At 49.8% G+C, this 23900-nt stretch carries 13 protein-coding genes and 9 pseudogenes; 6 read left to right on the top strand and 16 right to left on the bottom strand.

The window, feature by feature from the left end:
• Position 1 precedes the first annotated feature (1 nt).
• From KQP84_RS22780 to KQP84_RS22765, 4 genes are all read left to right on the top strand, one after another.
• Positions 2 to 1060 (top strand): ABC transporter permease, encoded by a 1059-nt coding sequence (locus KQP84_RS22780; protein ID WP_215848408.1) that lies wholly within the window; start codon positions 2 to 4, stop codon positions 1058 to 1060.
• A 79-nt stretch (positions 1061 to 1139) separates the two neighbouring features.
• Positions 1140 to 2093, top strand: a complete 954-nt coding sequence (locus KQP84_RS22775) for a D-ribose ABC transporter substrate-binding protein (RefSeq protein WP_215848407.1) — start codon at positions 1140 to 1142, stop codon at positions 2091 to 2093.
• A 128-nt stretch (positions 2094 to 2221) separates the two neighbouring features.
• Positions 2222 to 3091: a DeoR/GlpR family DNA-binding transcription regulator gene (locus KQP84_RS22770; RefSeq protein WP_215848406.1), complete on the top strand. Its 870-nt coding sequence runs from the start codon at positions 2222 to 2224 to the stop codon at positions 3089 to 3091.
• A 204-nt stretch (positions 3092 to 3295) separates the two neighbouring features.
• Positions 3296 to 4003, top strand: a complete 708-nt coding sequence (locus tag KQP84_RS22765) for a phage antirepressor KilAC domain-containing protein (protein ID WP_215848405.1) — start codon at positions 3296 to 3298, stop codon at positions 4001 to 4003.
• A gap of 77 nt (positions 4004 to 4080) precedes the next feature.
• Here the strand turns inward: KQP84_RS22765 and fhuE are convergent, their stop codons facing one another.
• Positions 4081 to 6264 (bottom strand): ferric-rhodotorulic acid/ferric-coprogen receptor FhuE, encoded by a 2184-nt coding sequence (fhuE, locus tag KQP84_RS22760; RefSeq protein WP_215848404.1) that lies wholly within the window; start codon positions 6262 to 6264, stop codon positions 4081 to 4083.
• Positions 6265 to 6691: 427 nt separating this feature from the next.
• Here fhuE and KQP84_RS22755 point away from each other — a divergent pair.
• Positions 6692 to 7784 (top strand): annotated as a pseudogene (locus KQP84_RS22755) (YncE family protein).
• Between the two features lie 49 nt (positions 7785 to 7833).
• Here the strand turns inward: KQP84_RS22755 and KQP84_RS22750 are convergent.
• The 8 genes and pseudogenes from KQP84_RS22750 to KQP84_RS22715 form a co-directional block, all read right to left on the bottom strand.
• Positions 7834 to 8145 carry an antibiotic biosynthesis monooxygenase gene (locus tag KQP84_RS22750; RefSeq protein WP_215848699.1) on the bottom strand — a complete coding sequence of 104 codons (312 nt, stop codon included), beginning with the start codon at positions 8143 to 8145 and terminating at the stop codon, positions 7834 to 7836.
• 58 nt (positions 8146 to 8203) lie between these two features.
• Positions 8204 to 8475, bottom strand: a pseudogene (locus KQP84_RS25615) (arylsulfatase regulator).
• A gap of 51 nt (positions 8476 to 8526) precedes the next feature.
• Positions 8527 to 9005, bottom strand: a pseudogene (locus tag KQP84_RS22740) (Hcp family type VI secretion system effector).
• A gap of 235 nt (positions 9006 to 9240) precedes the next feature.
• Positions 9241 to 9933 carry a hypothetical protein gene (locus tag KQP84_RS22735; protein ID WP_215848402.1) on the bottom strand — a complete coding sequence of 231 codons (693 nt, stop codon included), beginning with the start codon at positions 9931 to 9933 and terminating at the stop codon, positions 9241 to 9243.
• Between the two features lie 376 nt (positions 9934 to 10309).
• Positions 10310 to 10525 (bottom strand): hypothetical protein, encoded by a 216-nt coding sequence (locus tag KQP84_RS22730; protein WP_215848725.1) that lies wholly within the window; start codon positions 10523 to 10525, stop codon positions 10310 to 10312.
• A gap of 36 nt (positions 10526 to 10561) precedes the next feature.
• Positions 10562 to 10785 (bottom strand): annotated as a pseudogene (locus tag KQP84_RS26335) (helix-turn-helix domain-containing protein); the annotation flags it as partial.
• Between the two features lie 7 nt (positions 10786 to 10792).
• A pseudogene (locus tag KQP84_RS26330) lies at positions 10793 to 11059 on the bottom strand (Hcp family type VI secretion system effector); the annotation flags it as partial.
• 121 nt (positions 11060 to 11180) lie between these two features.
• Positions 11181 to 11420 (bottom strand): hypothetical protein, encoded by a 240-nt coding sequence (locus tag KQP84_RS22715; protein ID WP_215848724.1) that lies wholly within the window; start codon positions 11418 to 11420, stop codon positions 11181 to 11183.
• A 3-nt stretch (positions 11421 to 11423) separates the two neighbouring features.
• Between KQP84_RS22715 and KQP84_RS22710 the strand changes: the two are divergent.
• Positions 11424 to 11628: pseudogene (locus tag KQP84_RS22710) on the top strand (Tn3 family transposase); the annotation flags it as partial.
• 249 nt (positions 11629 to 11877) lie between these two features.
• On the opposite strand, the pseudogene treY reads toward KQP84_RS22710, so the two are convergent.
• The 7 genes and pseudogenes from treY to KQP84_RS22675 form a co-directional block, all read right to left on the bottom strand.
• Positions 11878 to 14366, bottom strand: a pseudogene (treY, locus tag KQP84_RS22705) (malto-oligosyltrehalose synthase).
• A gap of 41 nt (positions 14367 to 14407) precedes the next feature.
• Positions 14408 to 16195, bottom strand: a complete 1788-nt coding sequence (gene treZ / locus KQP84_RS22700) for a malto-oligosyltrehalose trehalohydrolase (protein WP_215848401.1) — start codon at positions 16193 to 16195, stop codon at positions 14408 to 14410.
• 266 nt (positions 16196 to 16461) lie between these two features.
• Positions 16462 to 17508, bottom strand: a complete 1047-nt coding sequence (locus tag KQP84_RS22695) for an MFS transporter (protein ID WP_309140195.1) — start codon at positions 17506 to 17508, stop codon at positions 16462 to 16464.
• A gap of 484 nt (positions 17509 to 17992) precedes the next feature.
• Positions 17993 to 18133, bottom strand: a pseudogene (locus tag KQP84_RS26010) (TetR/AcrR family transcriptional regulator); the annotation flags it as partial.
• Between the two features lie 135 nt (positions 18134 to 18268).
• Positions 18269 to 20344: a glycogen debranching protein GlgX gene (gene glgX / locus KQP84_RS22685; RefSeq protein ID WP_215848399.1), complete on the bottom strand. Its 2076-nt coding sequence runs from the start codon at positions 20342 to 20344 to the stop codon at positions 18269 to 18271.
• 437 nt (positions 20345 to 20781) lie between these two features.
• Positions 20782 to 23105, bottom strand: a pseudogene (locus tag KQP84_RS22680) (FdhF/YdeP family oxidoreductase).
• Between the two features lie 379 nt (positions 23106 to 23484).
• Positions 23485 to 23889 carry a YybH family protein gene (locus KQP84_RS22675; protein WP_215848398.1) on the bottom strand — a complete coding sequence of 135 codons (405 nt, stop codon included), beginning with the start codon at positions 23887 to 23889 and terminating at the stop codon, positions 23485 to 23487.
• Between the last annotated feature and the right edge of the window lie 11 nt (positions 23890 to 23900).

Raw genomic sequence — 23900 nt, 5'->3', positions numbered from 1 at the left:
CATGACTGACAGAACTCAAATATTGAGCGCATCACCGCCTGTCACTAAAAAAGCGAGTCCGTCTAAAGGCACGAATATTGCTCGCTTGCTGTTGGAAGGTCGCGCCTTTATTGCTTTGCTGATCATTATCGCGACCTTTTCCTTGCTCTCACCCAACTACTTTACCGGCGCAAACTTTTTAACCATGGCCTCTCACGTTGCCATTTTCGGCTTGCCGGCAATTGGCATGCTGCTGGTGATTTTGAATGGCGGAATTGACCTCTCGGTGGGATCGACGCTGGGCCTGGCTGGCGTGTTTGCCGGCTTTTTGATGCAAGGCGTGAACTTAGAGGCGCTGGGCGTGGTGCTTTATCTGCCGGTGTGGGCCGTAGCGGTTCTAACGCTGGCGATGGGGGCATTGGTGGGATTGGTCAACGGTATTTTGATTGCCTGGTGCCGTGTACCGGCATTCGTCGCGACACTCGGCTCATTGTATGTCGCACGTGGCGTGGCACTGCTGATGACCAACGGCCTGACTTATAACAAATTATCGGGCAGCGAAGCGCTCGGCAATACCGGTTTTGACTGGCTGGGCTTCAATCGCATCTTCAACATTCCGGTTGGCGTATTAGTGCTGGGCGTGGTGGCGCTGGCCTGCGGTTTCTTGCTGAGTCGTTCGGCGTTTGGTCGCTGGTTATATGCTTCTGGCGGCAACGAACGTGCTGCGGACTTGTCCGGTGTGCCGGTTAAACGCATCAAAGTCAGTGTTTATGTGCTTTCCGGCATTTGCGCTGCGATGGCCGGATTGGTGCTCTCTTCACAACTGACTTCTGCAGGCCCAACGGCGGGTACCACCTACGAATTAACAGCGATTGCTGCCGTGGTCATTGGTGGCGCGGCGCTGACCGGTGGACGCGGCAATGTGCGCGGCACGCTTCTCGGTGCATTCGTCATCGGTTTTCTCTCAGATGGACTGGTAATTATCGGCGTTTCTGCTTACTGGCAGACGGTATTTACTGGCGCAGTTATCGTGCTGGCTGTGTTGCTGAACACCCTGCAATACGGTCGACGCGGAAGATAGATCTCACTCGCTGCGGCGTTCTCGTCCGTAGCGAGAGTGAATCCGTATACCTGTACCCCAATAATAACGGAGCAATAACATGTTTAATAACAGCAAACGTTTCATTCTGGCAGCCGCCGCTGTCGCAGTCACCGCTTTTGCTACACCCAGCTGGGCCGATAATGGGCTGATGACCATCATCGTTAACGATCCTTCCAATCCTTATTGGTTAACGGAAGGGCAAGTCGCGCAGAAGGCCGCAGAAAAGCTGGGCTATAGCGCCAAAGTCAGCGCGCACAAGGGTGATACCAACACCGAGAGCCAGCTTATCGATACCGCGATTACCAACAAATCAAAAGCGATCATCCTCGATCCCGCGAATGCGGACGGTTCAATCGGTTCGGTGAAGAAAGCTATTGCGGCCAATATCCCGGTATTTGTGATTAATGCTGAGCTTAACCAAAGCGGTTTAGCCAAAGCGCAATTGGTGTCAAACAATGCGCAGGGCGCGGCAGTGGGTGCAATGGAATGGGTAAAACAAGTCGGGGACAACGCAAGCTATGTTGAGCTAGTCGGCCCACCTTCAGATAACAATGCCGCCACCCGCGCCAACGGTTTTGAAACGGTGTTAACGCAATATCCAGACTTAAAACAGGTCGGTAAAGAAGTGGCGAACTGGGACCGCACACAAGGCTTTAATAAAATGCAGTCGCTGCTGCAGGCGAACCCCAATATTAAAGGTGTTATCAGCGGTAATGATGAAATGGCATTGGGTGCTATTGCGGCATTAAAAGAAGCGGGCAAGCTGAATCAAATTAAAGTCGGTGGCTTTGACGGTTCGCCGGATGCGGTTGACGCAGTGAAAGCGGGCACGTTGGCTTATACCGTCATGCAACCTGTTGCGCAGTTTGCACAAAAAGCGGTTGAACAAGCCGACAGTTTCTTGAAAACCGGTAAAACCGGCGCGGCTTCTGAGAAGCAACTTTTCGACTGCGTATTGATTACTAAAGAAAACGCCGACAAGTTTGTATCACCTTTTGTTTTATCTGAGTAAGTGTGCGAACGACGTTATTGGGCGCTGCGGCGCCCTTTTTTATCTCACATCACTATTTGCTAAATAGTCGATTCGGCGGTGTAATTGGGTCCGAAATGGCATTTTCCTCTCATAATCTCGGATGAACTATGGCGCAAAACCCGCAGGATAATTCTCTCGGCGTATTTATGGCAGAAACGTTACCCAGCGACAGCCGACAAGCACGACAACTGGCGCGACGCCAACTGATTGCGGAAGCCGTAATGGCCGCAGGCGCCATCCGTATTGAAGAGTTAACCGAGCGCTTTGGCATCAGCCTGATGACCGCGCATCGTGATATAGATGAAATGGTAGAGCGTGGCTTGTTGCACAAATCACGCGGTGTGGTTTCAGCAACCCCAACCAGCTTGGTTGAATCCAGCGATATCTATCGAGCAACGCGCCAACTTGAGGAAAAGCAGGCGATTGCGGAAGTGGCGGCGGGTTATCTTGAAACTGGGCAGGCTATTTTTCTTGATGATTCCACGACCGTGCTGCAAATGGCGCGCTTTCTCCCTGCTAAAGCCCCTTTGACCGTAATTACCAATTCGCTGACGTTAATGAGTGAGTTGAAGAATGTGCGCGACATTACGCTGTTGGGCTTGGGAGGGCAGTTCCATAACTGGTGTAACGCCTTTATGGGCCGGATGACACGCAAAGAGATTGCCAGCCTGCGTGCTGACATGTTTTTTGTCAGCATGTCGGCTATCACCGACGACACCGTGTTTCACCAGTCAGCAGAAACGGTTGAAACCAAGCGCGCCATGTTTGAATCCTCGCAGAAACGCGTTCTGATGATGGATAACACTAAGTTTGAACGTCGGGCGCTGCACAGTTTTGCGCATTTAAGCGAGTTTGATGTTGTCATTGTTAACCAAGGTACGCCGGTGCCGACTTTACATCGCCTGCAAGATTTGGGGGTAAATGTGGTTATCGCGCCGTTAAAAATGCCTGCTGTTCGCAAAACCGCTGAAGATTAATATTCACTTTGTTCCCTGTTCACTGCGCCTTGATGGGGTGAACAGGGCTAATTATCAACAACTTACGATCACTTTACACCGCCATGCCGTAAAAGATTCAGCTTACATAATTGCTTAAAAAAATACTGGATATTTAAACAGGTGATTGTATAATATTTCTACTGCCTGCCGGGTAATTGTGTAAGTAAGTGGATGGTGATGCCTATGATGATGTTGACAGAAAACCTCAATTCGCTGGATCAATCGGTCACGATGAGCAGCCGTGAAATTGCCAAAATGACAGGCATTACGCACGGTGAAGTGAAACGTCTGATAAAAAGTCTCGAAACCGCGCAGCGTCTCTCTAATCCCATCATGGTTAACCTGTATGAGAGGGAAGGAGAAATGCGTCAGGAATATTGCCTGAACAAGCGAGATTCTTTACTGGCGGTTGCCCGTCTCTCCCCAGGATTTACAGCTGAAGCGCTGGATCGCTGGCAAGAGCGCGAAAAAAGCGCCCATTTACCAGACTTCACCAATCCTGCTGCTGCTGCGCGTGCATGGGCTGAGCAATTTGAACAGCGCCTGGCTGCTGAGCAGAAACTGGCACTTTCCGCCCCAAAGGCTGAATTTTTCGATCGCTTCATTGAAGTGGATGATGCGCTAGGTTTTCGTCAGCTTTGTAAAATGCTGAAGGCGAAAGAACCTGAGTTCCGTCAGTTCTTGCTGGAACGCAACATCATGTATCGCGCTAATGGCGTGCTGACTCCGCAGCATTACCATCTTCAGGCGGGCTATTTCACACTGCATTCCGGTGTAGGTGAAAATCAGCATGCATTTTCGCAGGCTCGTTTTACCGCCAAAGGCGTGAAGTGGGTTGCCAGCTTGTGGGCAGGACATATCGCTTTGCAGACTAAAGGCGCGGCGGCATAACGCGTTATTCAGGATTGATGGTGAAATTGCGCTAAACAACGGCATCCCCAACGGCAGGTTGAGGATGCCGTTGCTATTTAGAACATATATGAGAGGCTTACTGAGTAACTGCGTGGTTCACCGTAAACCGCATAATCACTGAGATAAGCGTAGTAAGTGCGGTCAAACAGGTTGTCGACGTTCGCCTGAACCGCTAACTGTTTGTTGACCTGATAACGGGCAAACAGGCTCGCCAGCGGATAGCTTCCCTGATAAACGCGTGCCGCTTCGCCGTTGGCATTGGTGGTGTCCTGGAAGGTACGGTTTTGCCAGTTTACGCCACCGCCAATGGTCAAATCGGGCACCATCGGTAATGCGTAGCGGGTAAACAACTTGAACGAAGTCTGCGGGAGTTGGCTGTTGAAACGACCGGTTGAATCTTTCGCGACGTAGCGCGTGGCACCGAAGGTCAATTGCAGGTTATCGGTCACTGCGCCATTCAGCTCAAATTCCGCGCCTTTACTCACTGCCCCTTTGGCGGCGTAATAGGCCTGTTCACTGGAATTGTTAACATGTCTATCGCCATCTTCCTGACCTACATTGTCTTGCTCAATGCGGAACACCGAAAAAGTAGACGTCAGGCGACCATTAAACCAGTCTGATTTCAGCCCGGTTTCATAATTTTTACCGGTAACCGGCGAGAGATATTTGCCGCTGCTATCACGATAGGTTTGTGGCTGGAATATTGAGGTATAACTGGCGTAAGCCGACCATGTGTCGTTGATGTCATAAACCAATCCGCCATAAGGCGTGATGTTGTTTTTACGCACGTTGCCGCTACTGCCCACGCTGCTCCATTGCGTATAACGCGCGCCAACAATCAGTGATAACGGATCAGCGAGAGAGAAGCGAGCCGCCGTATAAGCAGATTTTTGACGCACCACATCATCAGCGTTCAGATACCATTCACCCCAGCTGGGTTCGGCAACATCACCGTTCCATCTGTTGGTTACGCTGCCCATCTGCTCCGTTTCAATCGGGCCGTCTGAGCTGTACGTTGTATTGTGCTGGCGACTGTAACTGACGCCAGCAACCAATTCATGCTGACGGCCTAACAGTTCAAACGGGCCGGTTGCGTATGTATCAATGGCGTCGACCTTGCGCGTGCCGCGATCTTTACTACCAAATCCACTGGTCCCTTCGCCCGTATCGATATCCGGGAAACCTTCAACATACAGCAACTTATCGTTGAACTGCTGCTCGCCGTGTGTGCCATTCACGCGCACGCTCCAGCCGTTATCAAAATTGTGCGTCAGGTTAGCAAAGACTTTGCGCGACTCAGTGTTGTAATCCGTCCAGTCAGTTGACACGCTGCTATGGCGATCATAATGGGTACGCGCACCGTTGCTGTACCACGTCGGCAGTCCGCCCCAGGTTGGGTTGCCGGTATTACTTTCCTGATAGTCGTAACCCACTGACAACGTGGTGTTATCTGTGACATCCGCATCAACCACGCCATATAAAAACTTTTTGGTTTTATGGTAGCGATCAACCCAGCTGTCCTGATCTTGATAGCCGGCCACTACGCGGCCACGAACCGTGCCTTCTTCGTTCAAGGAGCCAGAAACATCCGCCACGTAGCGTTGCTTGTTCCAACTGCCGTAGCTGGCGCTGAGATTACCGGTAAATGTTTTACTGTCTGCGTGTTTACGTACCATGTTGACGGAAGCTGAAGGGCTGCCAGCGCCTGTCATCAAGCCAGTTGCGCCACGCACCACTTCGATACGATCATAAATCGCCGTGTCTTCTGCCGCATCACCAAAGTTCCAGGTATCACTAACTGAGCTTGGAATGTCATCAAAGGTGTAATCGGTGATCTCGAAGCCGCGTGAGTAGTAACTGGAACGTTCACTATCAATGAGGGAAGTGGCAATGCCGGTGGTGTTATCCAACACATCACCCACAGATTGCAGGTTTTGATCTTCCATGCGTTGCTTGGTGATCACACTGATTGATTGTGGAACGTCGCGCGGCGTAAGCAGCATTTTGGTGCCAGCACGCGTGGTTTTCACTGCGTAATCTTGCTGCTCGTGGCTGACATCAGCGGGACTTGCGTCAGCATCCACCACGAGATCAGGTTGTGAAGCGTCGTTTAAAGCAGCTTGCGCCGCTACAGGCGCAAGCAATGCATGAATCGTTAAGGCTAATAAAGAGAGCGTAAAACCTTGTTTAATGCCCGACGCACGCTGGGGTTGGCCTTTTTTCCTGCAATCAAAATCCATATCACTTCCCTTAAGGAATGTTCATTTTATTCGCGTTGCAGTTTCACATTCCTAAACCCTGGCCTATGCAGAAAAGCGCATTATGAGAGAGAACAGAACCGCAATGATGAGAATGCGGATGATAATGATTTACTTTTGGTTCGTCGCGGAAAAGTTCAATGACTAAATGTAACAAGCCATTTCTTCAAGGCGTAATAGTTAACCTATCTAGGTTGTTGTTTATAAAACTTTTTGATCAGAAAGGATGCGCGAAGCATGAGCAGATTCAAGATGAGCAAAATTTGTTCATACAAAAGTCGTGGCTCTTTTTGTTAACAAACACTGGATTTACTTAGTATTTGGTAATGCGTATGATTCGCATTCTTTGTCGGCGAGACGTTTGCGCATCGACCTTACCAAAGTCGTTTTTCCATTGATGGAGTTCATTTTGAAAATGTTTATCAGCTCGCGCAAAGCCGCGTTAGCCGTGGCGACCGTTGCTGCTTTCAGTCTGACTGCGTGCCAAACCCCGCAAAGAACAACAAACCCGCAGCATTCGCTGAGACGACAATAAAGCCAGCTGAGGCCCACATTTCTCAACGTGTTATTGGGGACGGGCTGTATGAAATGACCTATTCATCTGCCGCCAACGCGCTGTTTGTTGCCAGTGCCCAAGGGTTTAAAGATGTTAACGGCGGTATGCTTTATCGTCTCGATCCCGCCACTCTGGAGACCAAAGGCGAAACGCATACCGACCTGAAAAATTTTGCGATGGCAGTAGAGCCGGACGGCAGCCTGTTTTATGTCACCAATACGTTGGATGGTGGCATCTCCAAAGTGGATGCGAAAAGCGGCAAAGTCTTACAGCGCCTGATGTTCAGTGAAAAAGACAAAGATGGCGATCCCATGGGTGCGCGTGAAATTTTCCTACATCAAGGGCTACTGTATATTGGTGGCGTAAGCGATCCGGCGGTGATTTGGGTGGTTGATGCCAAAACAATGACCCTGAAAACGCGGATCAAAAATGCAGGTAAATGGGTGACAGGCATCACGTACTCACCGGTAACAGATCGTATTTATGCAGCAACCGGTGGCGGCGTTATTCAGGTTATTAATCCGCACACGCACAAGATTGTAAAACGCTGGGCGCCTGACGACGGTAAAGAATATCTGTTCGTCAATCTTGCAGAAGATCCGGCGACCGGGCGTCTGTTTGTGACGGATGATTCCAAAGCCAAAACCACGCTGGTATTTGATGAGCACAGCGGCAAGGTGATAAAACGTATTTCAGGTGATGCATTAGGGATTAAATTTAATGCCAAACGCAATGAAATTTATATTAGCCAACGCCAGTCGAAAAAGTGCTTCAACTGGATGCGACAACCTACGCTGTGAAAAACAGCTGGTCATTCGAAAGCCATCCCAATAGTTTGCTGGTTTCCGAAGATGGGCAAACGTTGTATGTGTCTGTTAAGCAGGATTTTAACGAAGACAATTCAACTAAAGGTCCAGACAGTGTGGCGCGTATTAATCTGAAATAAGCCTAAAAAAAGGTGGCAGGGAATGAAACTTGCCACCTTTTTGCCGTGCTTAAAGCGCAGAAACTGACTCAACGCTATGCTGAAAAACATAAGGATCAGAAAGCAGCGCAAACTGTTCGTCGTCCTGATAGGTAACGGCGACATGATAATCCTCGCCTGCAAAGGCTTTTACCGCCTCTACATCTCTCCAGTAAGTCGCCAGAAAGAAATGTTCCCAGTCGCCCTGTGTTTCACGTCGAACAAAGGCGCCTAAATTTCCTGGTGTGTTTTTAGAATGTTCAACGCCCGTCAACGCTAAATGCCTTGCAAAGCCTTCTGCATGATGTAGCGGAACGCATCCATGCCAGGTTCTGACAATCATCTTTTTCACCCTCTTGGTGTTCTACACCGGAACCGTCGAAAATTCCGGCCCGTTGTTTTTAGTGATCTTTCGACACTTCAATGACTCCATCAGCAATACCCTTTTCCAGCCTTTCCATCCATTTTGCAAAGCGAAAATATCCAGGGTATTGCAGGCAAATGTAGTCCATCTGGACTTTTGAAGTGCTGTCCATCATCTGTTTAAAGACATCCATGTAGTCATAACAGCCTTGCAATAACTGAGCAGCGCCATTTCTGTCAGGGCAAAGTGGGTAGCATAATCATGAACTATATTCGCCAGCTGTCGCTGTTCCGCAGTTAAATCGATCATTTTCTCTCCTCGGTAGTCTCAGAGGAGGCATCGACCTCATTTCCTTCGTTATCAGGCACAACAACGATCGTTCCATGAATCACGATAGATAATATTTCCTTCCGTATACTTCCAGGTAATCGCCTCATAACGCAACTCGAGTGTTTCAAGATGGGTGCTGCTCATGCCATTCGGGGCAAGGTAAGGGAAACCGTCGTGATTTTGATGTTTTCCAGAATGATATTGAAATACTCTGCCTCAATGCCTGATTCCAGAATACGGTACATCTTGATTGTCGCCTTCTTCATGGTTCGACCTTCACAGACAGCGCGGTACAGGAGTGGTGTTGTCTGATCAAACTCCTTCACTATCGTGATAGGGCGGTGAACTCGCGTGCCTGTCAGTTTTCCCCAGCTCGGATCCACAGGAATAGTTACACCGTGGGAGAATGATTTTAACTCAATAGACCCCTGGCGCAGTGGCATTAAACAACTGCCAACAATCGGCGATCCGTTTTCATCTTCAAGCCATAAGTGGGCGGGTGTAGACATGTAATTTCCTTATAAATAAATTTTAGATAATGCTAACGTTTGGACTTTACAATTTCATAGATCGATAAAATAACCATCAAAAACACAAAAAATAAGGGTATAAGCCAGATTGGGCTGTCCGGGAATAACAAATCCTGAACCAAAGCGAATATTATTGTCAGCCCTGTCGGGCTATAATCCGAAATCAATGACCTGACTATCCGACTGAAAAACCTTTTAATAATGTTCATCATTATTATCGAATCATCCTGGTAATGATGTCTGCAATTTCACTATCCGATACCCATTGTGCTTTAAACGCCTCAGCCCGCTCAAACAGTGGCTCTATCAGGAAGTACATCATTTCCAGCTCTTGAGCGTATAGCGCTGAGTAGTAAGCTGGGTAAGTAATGTGAAGACGATGCGCGCTATTTGCTGCTTTCTGGACAATGCCGTATATACCAATAACCCCAACAACCTGTCTCGCTCTTCGCCCTGCCAGCGCACTGAGTTCAAGGCTTAGATTCATGCCAGCAGCGACAAATGATGCTGTTGCTAAAGCAAACCCCGCGTTTGTCAGCGAACTGGCGGCAAGATGGATATTAACAGTCATAAGCATTTGTTTGATATGCTCAAGCTGTTCTGAAGTTTTATATTTAAATATTTCTTCGAAATATATTTTGAGCATTTCATACGCAACATTACCATGTCGCAGAAGATAAATGACGCCGTTTTTAAATCGGCTATCCTCGGTCTTTTGTTGCTGGCAGACGTCCTGATATTCGTCAGTAAAGCAGGATGTGTAATACAGCACACGCGTTGCACCTGCACCTATCGTTTCAATCTGATTTGATACAACCTTTCCTACGCCCGTTAATGCGTGGTCGAGCTTTAGTGCAAGAATCTTATTAGCCTGCAAATAAGTGATAACTTGATTGCTGTAGTACATAACCGCTCCTTGTTCATTTTCATTAAATCCAGTTTTTCATTTTTCCCACGGGAAAGCGCTGTGTATTCCGATGATTCCGGCCAATCGGCGATCCGTTTTCATCTTCAAGCCATAAATGTGCGGGTGTAGACATGTAATTTCCTTATAAATAAATTTTAGGATTACTCGTTTTAAGAAGTTACCATTTCACATATCGACTAAAAATATATATTACAAAGACAGCGAACACCGGTATAAACCAAAGCGGGACAGCAGGAAAAAATTTATCTGCACCAGCGCATATGTAATTATTATTACCTGAGGAGCATAAAGGCCGACAAGAGACGTAAACACTCGCTTAAAGAATCTTTTAATAAGGCTAAACATCGTTATCGAATCATCCTGGTGATAATGTCTGCAATATTTGTCTCTGATTCTGAGTACGTAAACGCCCCTGCGCGCTCAAGTAATACAGCACACGCGTTGCACCTGCACCTATCGTTTCAATCTGATTTGATACAGCTTTTCCTACGCCCGCTAATTCATGGTCGAGCTTTAGTGCGAGAATTTTATTAGCCTGCAAATAATTGATGGCTTCATTGTTGTTGTACATAACCGCTCCTTGTTAATTTTCAGTAAGTCCAGTTGTTCATTTTTGCCCACGGCAAAGCATCCGGTAAACAGTCGGTCGTGAAACGGGAAATAATTCAGCCAAACCGCTGATTGAATATTCGCCGCTTCCGTGCATCCTGCAAAGCGCTTTTTGCTGCTTATCAGACAATTTTGGTATTTCCCTCGCAGTTTCCCTTTTGCTCATGCGATGGCCATACCTTCGCGGGTACGCAGCCGTATCAGGTCTCCTTCAAACTCTGAAAGGTAATATATTGAACGTTGCTTTTTTCAGTGTGCGGCTTTCACATACGGCGCGATACAGAATAGGTGTCGTTTGGTCAAATTCTTTCACTATCGTGATCGGGCTATGAACGCGCGTTCCGGTAAGTTTGCATCAGCTGGGATCTACTGGAATGGATACACCATGCGAAAATGATTTTAATTCGATGGAACCCAAACGCAGGGGCATTAAAAAACTGCCAACAATCGGCGATCCGTTTTCATCTTTAAGCCATAAATGAGCGGGAGTAGACATATAATTTCCTTATTAGTGATGATTTAAATAACTGTGATATTCACGCTTTCACCATTTACAGTAACGCGTAAAAATAACAATCATAAGTATGGCGAATACGCCTATAGGCCAGACAGGGCTATCAGGGAAAAAATACCCCTGAAGCAGTGCGAAAATAATCGTGAGAATCACAGACCCGTACAGCGATGATAAAAACCTGAGTTGCCATAGTAGAAATTTCTTCAGTGATTGAATCATGGTAATGGATCATCCGAGTGATGATGTTTGCTATTCCGGAATCAGACGACCATTGCGCTTCAAGTGTGCCCGCGCGCTCGAATACCGGTTCGATCAGGAAATACATTATTTCCGGTTGTTCCATGTGATGAATCATGGCAATCATGTCATGGCGAGAATCAGCGATATACCGTTCCCTGTACTGGAAACTACATATGAACAGTACCTCCACCTGGTATCACTGCTCACGGCCAATGACTGTATCACCGATGCCATAGAGGCCCTGACGGTTTTTCCACTCTATTCGTTTGATCCAGAGACGCTTTATGGTGCCGTTGACGGACAGAAGGTGGCCTGGCAGCACATTTTGCTGAACGGGCATTATACCTTCCAGAACAGCAATGAAATTATTGATCTGGATGTGCTGGTCGCCGGGCTGAAACTGGGGAAACGGAAATTTCGGTGGTTCCGGCATAGAACCCCCCTCTTGGTGTTAAATGAAATTTCACAACAACATGATGTAAAAAAGCCGACACAGTGCGTATCGGCTTTAAGAGGGTTATCAGCTAAAGATTATTCTTCCAATGATCAGTCAGAACGGATCATCCACGAAGAATGACGACCGAAGGCCGCTCTTTAAACGTTTCCAATTTAAGAGTGTCTTCCAGCAACAGCGCTTCTCCGTTGAGAACATTGTGATAGCGCCGGTTGGCAAGCTGTTCAGGCAAAGCGATCTCTGTCTCTGCCCAGTGCTCTGTGTTCGGCTGCATAAGACCCTGCTCAATGCCTTTGAAGACGAGGCGAGGGACGATGACAATGAGCGCATCGTCGCCGTCAAGGCGCGCAAAGGCCAACGCGTGTTCCGCTTTTTTACCTTTGGCGATCAGCGGCAAATAATCACCCTGACGAAACAGCGTTGGTGTTTCTTGACGACAGCGTAACAACGTTGCAATCACATGTTGTTTTAGCTCACCGCTGAACACGCTTTGCTCAGTGAAAGCACTCAGCTTCTGATCAACGTTTAGCTGCTGCTCTAGCGTGGCGAAATCGGGTTCGCGCCGATTATCCGGATCAACAAGGCTGAAATCCAGCGCCTCACAGCCTTGATAGATATCAGGCACGCCCGGCGCAGTGAGTTTTATCACCGACTGCGTCAGGCTGTTAACCAAACCCGCGCGAATGAAAGGCTGCATAGACGCGCTAAAATCCTTCAGGAAGGTTTGATTAGAGGAAGAAAGCAGATGACGTGCATAGTCGAGCACTGCTTTTTCATAGGTTTCGTTGCCATCGCCCCAGTTGGTGCGACGTTTCGCTTCCCGCAACGCTTTTTCTACATAAGCCAGAAACCGCTTCTCAAGCGCCTCCAGGCCAGCGTTATCGTCTGGCTGCAGCATAGCAGGCCAAACGCCAGCCAGCGCCTGATAAAGCATCCATTCAACCGCAGGTTCCGGTGCGGCTCCATCATCAAGCTGGCTAACGTTGGATTGATTCAGCTGGCGCCAACGGGCGACGCATTCTGCCCACAGCTCGGGCGCTTCGGTCAGGGTATAAAGCCGCGCCCGCGCATCTTCGCCGCGTTTAGTGTCATGCGTTGAGGTGCTTGAAAGTGCATCTGGCTGACGTTCCAGCCGCGTTTTCATCTCAGCATGAAAGTGGTCAGGCGAGAAGGCGCGCGGCAACGGTTCTGCACCCACTTCATTCAACGCCAACGACATGTTTTGACGATAAAACAGCGTATCTTCTACTGATTTCGCCATCAACGGTCCCGTTAATTGCTGGAAACGGATACGAAAGTTAGCCGCCTCGCTTAAGGCTGCTTCAGCGATCTCGCCAGTAAGAATATGGGTCAGGTAATCGAGTGCCTGAGGATCGGGTGCGTTGACGCTGGTTTTAACTTTCTCGACCACCTTTTGCAGCCTGTCCTGGCTGGCTGGCGGTAGCGATTGCTCCGTACCGTAAGTGCGATAAACCGGGAAAGCCACCAACAGCTCGCGCAGGGCGGATCGCACGGCTTTCTCCTCCAGCGTGAGTTTTGCAGTTTCTGCTATTGATAGAGCGAGGGTGAGTAGCGTGGTAAATTCGCCCTCGAAATTCTTGTCCGCCATCAGAAGCTTTGCTGCACGCAGTTCAGCTTCCATATCAACCGGCTTGCCCACGACATCAACATACGCTTTACGCAAGGCAGTGAGCTTTTCGCCATCCACCAGCGTGTGGGAAAGTGAGGCAATAAATTCGTAACCGGTTGTGCCAGAAATGGGCCAATCATCGGGAAGGTGTTCACCTTCGCCAAGGATCTTCTCGACCGTGATGTAACAGTCAACGCCAGCCTCCTGACGAAGCAGATCAAGGTACGCCTTGGGATCAGCCAAACCATCCACATGATCAACCCGCAATCCATCGACTGCGCCTGTATGAACCAGTTCAAGTATCAGCCGATGCGTATCATCAAAAACAGCTTTATCTTCAACCCGCACGCCGACCAACCCGGTGACTTCAAAGAAGCGTCGATAGGAAAGGTCACGCGGCGCATCACGCCATGACATTAATCGATAAGGCTGCTGTTCATGGAGTGTGGCGATTTCTGCCTTGTCAGTAAGTTGCAAAGTCTCTGACTCGCGACCTTGCCAGGTTTCGTGGGCGAGAGGAAAAAGTTTTCATAGTAGGCGAAGCTTGGATTACCGGTTTTCGGATCGGGTTTTAGCGCGATTTCGCCGTTTTCCAGCACCGTCTCAAAGGTATCGCCAAGCACCGGTAAGGTGAGTCGCCGCGACCAGTTAATATCAAAATGTTGGGCGTAGCGGCTGTTTTCACCTTTTTCAATGACATCACGCCACCAGGCATTTTCCAGCGAGGCGGCCATATGATTCGGGACAATATCGATAATCAGCCCAATATCAGCCGCTTTTAACGCTTTTACCAGGCGGTCAAAACCTGCGCGGCCGCCAATAGCAGGCTCAATTTCATTCGCATCGGTCACGTCATAGCCGTGAGTGGACTCCGATGTCGCGGTGAAAATTGGCGAAGCATAGAGGTGGCTGATGCCCAAGCGTTTTAAGTAGGGGACAAGGCCCGCAGCACGATCAAAGGTCATGCCATTGCGAAACTGAATTCGATAAGTGGCGGTTGGTATCTTCACGCTGCGTCTCCCGAAGCCAGGCGGACAATGATTGAATTCGGCGGCAGTTCCGTTTCAGCTTTCGGCCAGGCGAAAAGGATCTGGCCGGGTTGTTCGGGAAGCGGTTGGGATTGCTCGCCAATATTGAGCGCGATCGACAACGTGCCATTCGGGAAAGTCCAGGTTACAGCGACTAACCCTTTTGCGGTTTTCACAACGTTGCCGGAGTCACCGCCCGCAGTAGAAAGCAGCGGCACAATATGTATCTGGCGCAACGCCAATAACTCACTGGTCAGCGCCAGCCACTTTTTACCCGCTTCGCTGTCTGGTTTCTGCCAATCCAGCTTCGACATTTCAAATGTGGTATTAGCATTTGGATCGGGCACGCTTTCCCCTTCATGGCCTGCATGTCCCTGAAATTCTCTTGCGCGGCCTTCACGCACGGCTTTGGCGAGATCGCCGTGAAAATCGGTAAAGAACAAGAAAGGATTTGTTTCACCATACTCTTCACCCATAAACAGCAGCGGGATGTGCGGCGAGAGCAACAGGGATGCCAACAGGACTTGTGTGCGTTCAGCGCCAGCCAATTCAATCAGCCTTTCGCCCTGAGCACGGTTGCCAACCTGATCGTGATTCTGGATAAAGTCCACAAAAGCGACCGGCGGTTGGCCGCTACTTTTTACACCGCGCTTTTCGCCCGACTGCGCTGAAATCTCACCTTGATAGGCGAAGCCCTCGGCCAGAACGCGTGCAAAAAACTTTTCCGGTGCTTCGGCAAAATCTTGGTAATAGGCGTGGGTTTCGCCCGTGGCCAGGACATGGATGGCATTGTGAAAGTCATCGTTCCATTCGCCGGTAAACAGCGGAGCTGAACCCTCGTCATCGCGAGGATGCAAAAAGATAACGTTGCGGCTGTCCTCGGTCGTCAGATGAATGGGCCGGCTGGTTATTTCTGCCCGAATACGTTCGGCGATTTCAATCAGCACATGCTTCTCAGAGGTATCTTCGATCTGATCGATGGCATCAAAGCGAAGGCCATCAAGATTATACTCTTTTAGCCAGTAGAGCGGCGCCTCCACCATATAGCGGCGGGCCGCATCAACATCATAAGCAATGCCAGCACCCCAAGGCGTCATGCGTTCTTTATGGAAGAAGTCAGGTGAAAGAAGCGGCAGATAATTGCCCTCGGGCCCAAAATGGTTAAGCACAATATCCAGCACCACTGAAAGGCCATGTCCATGTGCTGCATCGACAAAGGCTTTGAAATCGTCCGGGGTGCCATAGGCGGAATGCGGTGCATAGAGAAGTACGCCGTCATAGCCCCAGCCACGATTCCCGCCGAACTGCGAAAGCGGTAAAACCTCAAGCATGGTGATACCGAGATTGGCAAGATAGGGCAGTTTTTCGATAGCCGCGCGGAATGTGCCTTCCGGCGTAAAAGTGCCGAAATGCATTTCATAGACCACCGTTTCTTCCCACGGACGTCCTTTCCAGTCACGGTTTTGCCAACTGTATTGGGAGGGATCAATCACCAGGGATGGGCCGTTGACCTCGGCCTTTTGGGCGCGAGAAGCGGGATCGGGTACCACCGTTCCGTCAGCGAGAACAAAGTTATACTCCGCGCCAGGTGAAACGCCGCTGGCCTGCAATTCAAACCAACCGTCGCCGACGGGATTCATCGCCTGGTCTTTGCCCGAAAGCCTGAGCGTGACATTGTCCTGACCTGTCGCCCACAGGCGAAAGCAGACGGTATCTGCACCCACATATTCGGCGCCCCAACTTTTAGTAAATGATTTTGACTCCATGCGATTGCCTCTTTATATGCAGATGTAAGCAAAAGACGACATCACGCGGTTGTCGTTCCGCTGATGCAAGCGTCATTAGTCAGAGCAGCTACGCGCGATCTGTATGCCGAAATTGGTCAGTAAAATCCGGCTCAATGGTTCGGCTATAGGCAGCATACGAAGAATAATCATAGACTAAGATGCAGGAAGTAAAATGCTGTGCTGGCAGAGGTAAAGCCAACGGTATGTCAACACATCAGCAGCATCGCAAGTTCCCTATCGGGCCCTTATCTGTGTTCTTTTGGCGGCAGAAACAGCATGAGCAAGGCGAGTGAAGCGAATCCGATGAGCGTAGGCGCAGCGCCAGCCTGGGCATAAAACAGGCCAAAAATAGCGGTGCCTGCAATCTGTCCTAATGCCAGCATGAAAAAGGTAACGCCCACACCTGCAGCGGGTGAATCTTTCGTTATTGAAGCGCCAACAACCAGCAAGACACCCGATAACGTGACGTAACCTGCGCCACCAAGCGCGACAGCAGGATATAGCCAGCCTGAAAAGGTGTGGCTTAATGCCAATAAAAGCAGCGGAGTCGCCATAGAGAGTTGAGAAAGGCGGTAAATTTGTTTCATGCTGAGGTAACGCGCTGCGGGCCCGGTCATAACACCGGCTATTCCTGCGGCTCCGCTCACCAGCCAAAGCAGACTGCTAAGGTGTGGGTTCACGCCAAGATGATTACGCAAAATATCCGGGCCAAAATTCCACCACGCTGCACTGCTCATGCCGCTGATAAAGGCAATGATGATCAGTCGTTTCATTGGCGCGCGTAAAAGCCATTGATGTCCACGGTTATGATCTGGACTAGCCTTCAGTCGCTCGGCGGGAAGATAGCGAATCGCAGGTAACAGACATAAAACCGCCATTACGCCAAAGACCACGCAAGCGATGCGCCATCCGCCAGGTACAAAGGCCAACACGGGTACTGTCAAAATAATGCCTGCGCCTGTTCCTGCGTTAATAACCGTGTTTACCATCGCCTGTTTATTTTCAGCGACAGTGCGCGTAACTGCACTGGCAAGGGAAGGCGATGCCAGTCCTGAACTTAATCCAGCAATGAAAAGCCCACTGGCTAACATAGCGGGAGAGTGTGAAGCAGCGAGCAACAGCATTCCCGCAGCTGCGCACAGGGCGGCGATGACAGCAGGTAAACGTGGACCGAAGCGTGAAACCAAAAAAGAAGCGCCGACCACCGAAAGGCAATAAGCCAGATAACTGCATGCAGCAATAACGCCGGATAACCGTGGCGTAAAAGGAATGTCTTCTGCGATTGAAGGCATCATTAGCCCCCATGAAAACCGGGCCATGCCGTAGGTTACGGCTATCAACGAAAAGCCGGTGATCCCCAGCGCCAGAGACGTTCTCACAGCGCTGCTCCGCTTTTTTCATCAGCAGAGCAGCGGCATGACCTGCATCCAACGCGGCTTGCGAACCTGTTAACAGCGCTGTGGTAGAAGCCCCCTCAAAAAGAATCCAAATCACATTGATCAGTGCCTCGCGGTTTACACCATGAGAGTGGTTGATGCAGGCGGCGATGTAATGACGCAGCATATAGCGATAGTCCAATGCCAGCGCTGCCAGCGTCATGTCGTGCTCAGCATATTCAGCCCAGGCTTTGACAAAGAAGCACCCCTGAGCGCCGTTCTCATCCATCCACCGCTTCAGCTCTCGAAAAAGTTGGTCAATCGCTTCCACATGCTCGGCAGGATAGAGCGCTGAGAAAAAGCGGTTTTTACGCTGCTCCATCACAGAAGCAGTCAGGCTTTCGCGGGAAGGGAAATAGCGGTAAAGCGTACGCGTTGAGACGTTCGCTTCGCAACAGATATGGTCTGTGCTGGTGGCGTGGAAACCGTTGTTGTAAAACAACCGCTCTGCTGCGCGTAAAATATCATTTCTTTTGTCCATACTTTAAAAGTAAACCGATCGTTTTACTTTTGCTAGTTTAAAAAAGAATTTCGGTTTGGCGGCAGAGAACGTTGAAATGAAAAGGGGCAGCGCTATTACTGCGCTGCCCTTTTTTAGCCTAATTCCTGAGCGGTTTTATTCTCTTCTGAACAGCGCAATACTGCGGCCTTCGAGATCGAAATCCTTTTCTCGGGTAATAACAATGCCAGGTTTTACGGTATCGGAGGTTGAAAGCTCAAGTACCCAACCGCCTTCGCCAAACTGCGGGATACGGAAGGGTACAACACCTTCAAATGGATTAAACAGCATTAACACATCGTGCCAGACGCCTTCCTCGGCCTGAAGATCTGCCCGGCCTAAATAGACGCCGAGCGTGGTTCCTTCGTCCCATTGCTCAGGCAACTGGAATCCACCGCCCGCATTAAACCACTTGATATCCATGCCATCGCGCCAGTTTTCGCGACGTAGTAGTGGCTGTTCCGCACGAAGTTTGATCGCCTGACGAGTAAAATTGCGCAGCGCTTCCGCAGATTCCGGCAGATTATCCCAATGCACCCAAGAGATTTCGCTGTCCTGACAATAACCGTTGTTGTTGCCCATCTGACTGCGACCAAACTCATCGCCAGCCAATAACATTGGCGTGCCATGGGAAAACAGCAGCGTTGCAAGGAAATTGCGTTTCTGGCGTTCTCGCACCGCATTGATCGCTTCGTCATCCGTCGGGCCTTCAACGCCGTAGTTATAAGAGCGATTGTCATTATGGCCGTCGTTATTATCTTCGCCGTTGGCTTCGTTGTGCTTGTCGTTATACGAAACCAGATCGTTAAGTGTAAAACCATCATGAGCGGTGATGAAGTTGACGCTGGCCCAAGGTCGGCGTCCACGCTGATCATAAAGATCGCCGGAACCGAGCAAGCGGGTGGCAAAATCTGTCGAGACATTGTTGCCTTTCCAGTATTCACGCACCGTGTCGCGGTACTGGTCGTTCCATTCAGCCCAACCTGGCGGGAAACTGCCTACCTGATAACCGCCTGGGCCGATATCCCAGGGTTCGCCAATCAACTTCAATTTGGACAGCACGGGATCTTGCATCATCGCATCGAAGAAGCCGCCGCGTGGGTTAAAGCCTTCCGGCTCACGACCCAGAATGGTGCCGAGATCGAAGCGGAATCCGTCGATATGCATCGATTCTGCCCAATAACGCAGCGAATCCATTACCAGTTTCAGCACCCGAGGATGTGAAATGTTCACGGTATTGCCGGTTCCGGTATCGTTGATGTAATAACGGTGTTGATCGGGCAAGGTGCGGTAATAAGAAAAGTTATCAATCCCTTTGAATGACAGCGTTGGGCCAAGTTCATTGCCTTCAGCCGTATGGTTGTAAACCACGTCAAGAATCACTTCGATGCCTGCATCATGGAAAGCCCGCACCATATCGCGGAATCCCTGAATGCCCCGAGGGCCAAAATAGCGAGAGGCGGGCGCGAAGAAACCGAGCGTGTTATAGCCCCAAAAGTTTTTCAAACCTCTGTCGAGAAGATGCTGATCATCGGGGAAGCCGTGAATGGGCAGCAGCTCAACCGAAGTAACCCCAAGGCTTTTGATGTAGTCGACGGTGGATTTGTGGCTCATACCGTCGTAGGTGCCGCGAATATCGGGTGGTATGGCGGAATTGAGCTGGGTAAAACCTTTTACATGGGTTTCATAGATAATAGTTTTCGACCACGGCACGTTCGGGCGATTTTTGTCTTGCCAGTCAAACTCATTAGGATCGATAACGCGACATTTCGGCATAAAAGGCGCGCTGTCACGCGTATCAAAAGTGAGGTCTTTGTCTTCATGAAGCAGGTCATAAGCGAAGTGCGATTCATCCCACTTAATATCGCCCGCGATCTCACGTGCATAGGGGTCAAGTAACAACTTGTTAGGATTGAAACGGTGACCATTTTCCGGGTCAAAAGGGCCATAAACGCGATAACCGTATAACGCACCTGGCTTCAGGCCAGGTATGTAACCATGCCAGACTTCATGGGTAAACTCGGGCAGATCCAGCCTGGCAATCTCCTCTTTACCGCTGGGATCGTAGAGACAAAGCTCAACGCGCTCCGCAGTGGCTGAAAAGAGAGCGAAATTAACGCCTTTACCATCATAATTGGCCCCGAGAAGATGACTATCTCCCGCTAAGATTTGAAAACCATTACTGTTTACCATTCTTCCCTCTCCATCAAATATGCCGATTTTCACGCAATACAGCATGTGTATTTCAATGCGATCACTCGCTCACGAGTACGACAGGAGACAATATTCGACTGTTTCCTGGTTGATGCGGTAGGTCAGAACTCTCTCTTCTCTACGATGAACTAAACGCTGGCGTCGATCAGCGAACCGCCTGGACAGTTATGGGTTCGGGTCATGCGAACGTAAAACTTGTTTACCGGTATGTTGTTGCCGGGGTGGACCGGCGCGGCTCTGGTAGCCTAAAGGTGGCATATCCTCGGGGTGAGGATGAGGCGATTTTAGGGTGCCTCGACCACAAGCAGCATACGTAGAAAAATCATAGACTATTCCGCAAAAGTTGTTTGCCTGCGGTGAAAAATGCGCAAAAACGGCGCTGAAAAACATGTCAATTTCAGCGCCGTTGAGTTGGCTTAACGCAGCGTACCGTCTGACGTTTCAGCCGGGACTTTTACCTGTTCTAAAGCGATGGGAATACTTTTGTAAGCGGGAATGCCACTCTGCGTATCGTGACTGTCCAACGGCACCAATACGTTTGCTTCTGGATAGTAAGCTCCGACAGAACCCGGTGCCATATCGATCACCACTATGGTCAACCTGGCCATTTTTCGCGAGGTTGGTTTGCCTTCAGGATCCAGGGCCACGATGTTGACCTGATCACCGACGCGCAGTTGACGTTTTTCTGCTTCATCAGCATTGATAAACAGCACATCACGACGCCCAGTCACGCCGCGATAGCGGTCATTCAGACCATATAAAGTGGTGTTGTATTGGTCATGGCTACGCAGCGTGGTGAGCACCAGGTCGTGGCAGCGGAGTGAACGGGGATCTTCGTTTATTCCCTGCATCACCTTGAACTGTGCCTTTCCTGAAGGTGTGTTCCAGACGCGCTCCGATGCCGTGTTGCGCAGGCGGAATCCGCCGGGTTTTTTACCCGCTCATTGAAGTTTTCAAATGCAGGAAACACCGCTTCGATGGCATCACGGATAAAGCTGTAATCGCCAATCATTTTTTCCAGTCAACCACGCTATTCGGCAAGGTTGCCATCGCCAGTTCGCCCACCAGCGCCGGTTCAGATTTGAGCAGTGGAGAGGCGGGTTTCAGCGAGCCGCGTGAGGCGTGCACCATCGACATCGAATCTTCTACCGTCACGCTCTGCGCGCCAGAGGTTTGTATGTCGGTTTCAGTGCGGCCAATCACCGGCAGCAGATAATTGTGTTTGCCCAGCAGCAGGTGTGAGCGATTAAGTTTCGTTGCCATGTGCACCACTAAATCCAGTTTACGCATGGCGGGAAAAGTCACTTGTGGATCAGAAATCGCTTCAGCCAGATTCCCCCCAAACAAAGCAGGGCTTTGGTATGTCCATCACGCATCGCCTGAATCGCCGCCACGGCGCCGTGGCCATGCTCCTGTGGTGGCTTAAAGCCAAAAACCTTTTCAATGCTGTCGAGCAGCGATTGCGGAGGAATTTCAGTGATACCCACGGTGCGATCACCCTGCACATTGGAGTGACCCCGTAACGGGCAAATACCTGCGCCTTTTTTCCTATGTTGCCACGAAGCAGCAGCAGGTTAGCGATTTGCTGCACATTTTGAGTGCCATATTGATGCTGTGTGATCCCCATGCCGTAACAGATGATAGTGCGTTCAGCATTGGCGTAGAGCCGCGCAATGTGTTGAATCTCTTCGCGCTCCATACCGGAAACTTTAAGGATGTGATCCCAGTTTGTGGCATCCAAATCCGCTTTTAGCGCATCAAATCCTTGGGTATGTTCTTCAATAAACGCGCTGTCGATAACACCCGCTTCACCTTTTTCCAGCGCCGCTTCGTGCATGGTCAGCAAGATTTTCATCACACCTTTCAGCATCGCCGCATCGCCGCCCACGCGAACCTTGTAATACGTCGAGGCCAGTTCGGTTGAACTCATAGACAGCATTTCAATCGGGCTTTGCGGTGAGGTAAAGCGTTCCAGTCCGCGCTCGCGCAAGGGATTGATCGCAACGATGGTCGCACCGCGCTTTGAAACTTCACGTAAGGTACCTAACATGCGCGGATGGTTGGTGCCGGGATTATGACCAATACAGAGCACCAGATCGCAATGATCAAAATCGCTCAGCTCAACGGTGCCTTTGCCGACGCCAATGGATTCAGGCAAACCAACGCTGGTGGGTTCATGGCACATATTTGAGCAATCGGGAAAATTATTGGTGCCATATTCGCGAGCAAACAGCTGCCAGAGAAAGGCAGCTTCATTTGAAGCGCGCCCAGAGGTATAAAACTCAACGCTGTTGGGATCCTCGTAGCTGCGCAAATGCTCACCGATCTCTTTAAAAGCCGTTTCCCACTCGATGGGCTGATAAGTATCGGACGCCGCATCGTATTTCATTGGATGGGTCAGGCGACCTTCACCTTCCAGCTCAAACGCATTACGCTCCCATAACTCGCTGACCGTATGGGCAGCAAAAAATTCTGGCGTGGTGCGTTTGCTGGTGGCTTCCCATGAAACCGCTTTTGCGCCGTTTTCACAAAATTCAAATGAAGAGGCATGTTGAGGATCGGGCCAGGCGCAGCCGGGGCAATCAAAACCCTGGGGCTGATTGACTTTGAACAACGCAATGACATCTTGCTTCACAGACATCTGACCGCGAATCGCGTCTGCCACTGCTTTTAACGCACCCCATCCGCCAGCTGAACCGCCATAAGGTGCAATGCCGATAGTACGATTTTGCTCTTTCATAATGCTCCGCAGGTCCTGTTTTGTTTTTTTAAGTTTGGTACAAAACGGAGATTTCGTGATGCGCAGCTTAAATTTGAACGTAGGCGTTTTTTACAAAATGTTTCGTCTGCGTTGATGCACGGGCAGCAAATCATTCACCTCGTTGAGATTTCTGGATTAACGAATACGAGGTGAAATGCGCAATTAAGAAGAGATTCTTGCCGCGCATAACCGCATGCTTTTCAAATAAATGGGGGCATATGATCCGTGTTGCGAGGGGGTTCAAGCGACATACTGTACAACTCTTCAGCTTTTAGCTTGGTCACTAACGTCGCGCTACATCAGCCAGTAATCGCACGATTTGTGGCTGTAGTTTTTGAGCTATAGCCACAATAGCCATTTAATCAGCATCACCCTGCAGCAAGGATGTTCCGTAGGAATTATCGACAGTGCAACGCCAACAATTATCGCTCTCCTGGCGAAAAACATACGTTGCCCGACGCGTCGTTTCCCGCGTTTTACCTTGATCATCAGGGTATCGAAGCACAGTTTCCATGATAACCAGCGCGGTTCCGCCACCTTCAATCACCTGCATCTCACCCTGTTCTACCACCAGCTGACCTTGAAAATGTTCGGCGATGGCGATAAAGGCTTTCCTGATGTTCTCTTTTCCATGAGCAATCATGCCCGGCTTTATAACTAGCGCGGCGTCTTCCGCGTAATAGGTCATCAGTGAATCAAAATCTTTCGCTGAGATAGCCTTGTCGCATGCTTCAATAATCTGCCGTATCGGGTGAGTATTCACGCGCTGATTTC

It is taken from the genome of Candidatus Pantoea bituminis (genome assembly GCF_018842675.1).
GTDB lineage: Bacteria > Pseudomonadota > Gammaproteobacteria > Enterobacterales > Enterobacteriaceae > Pantoea > Pantoea phytostimulans.
This window is presented reverse-complemented; position numbering and strand designations above follow the sequence as displayed.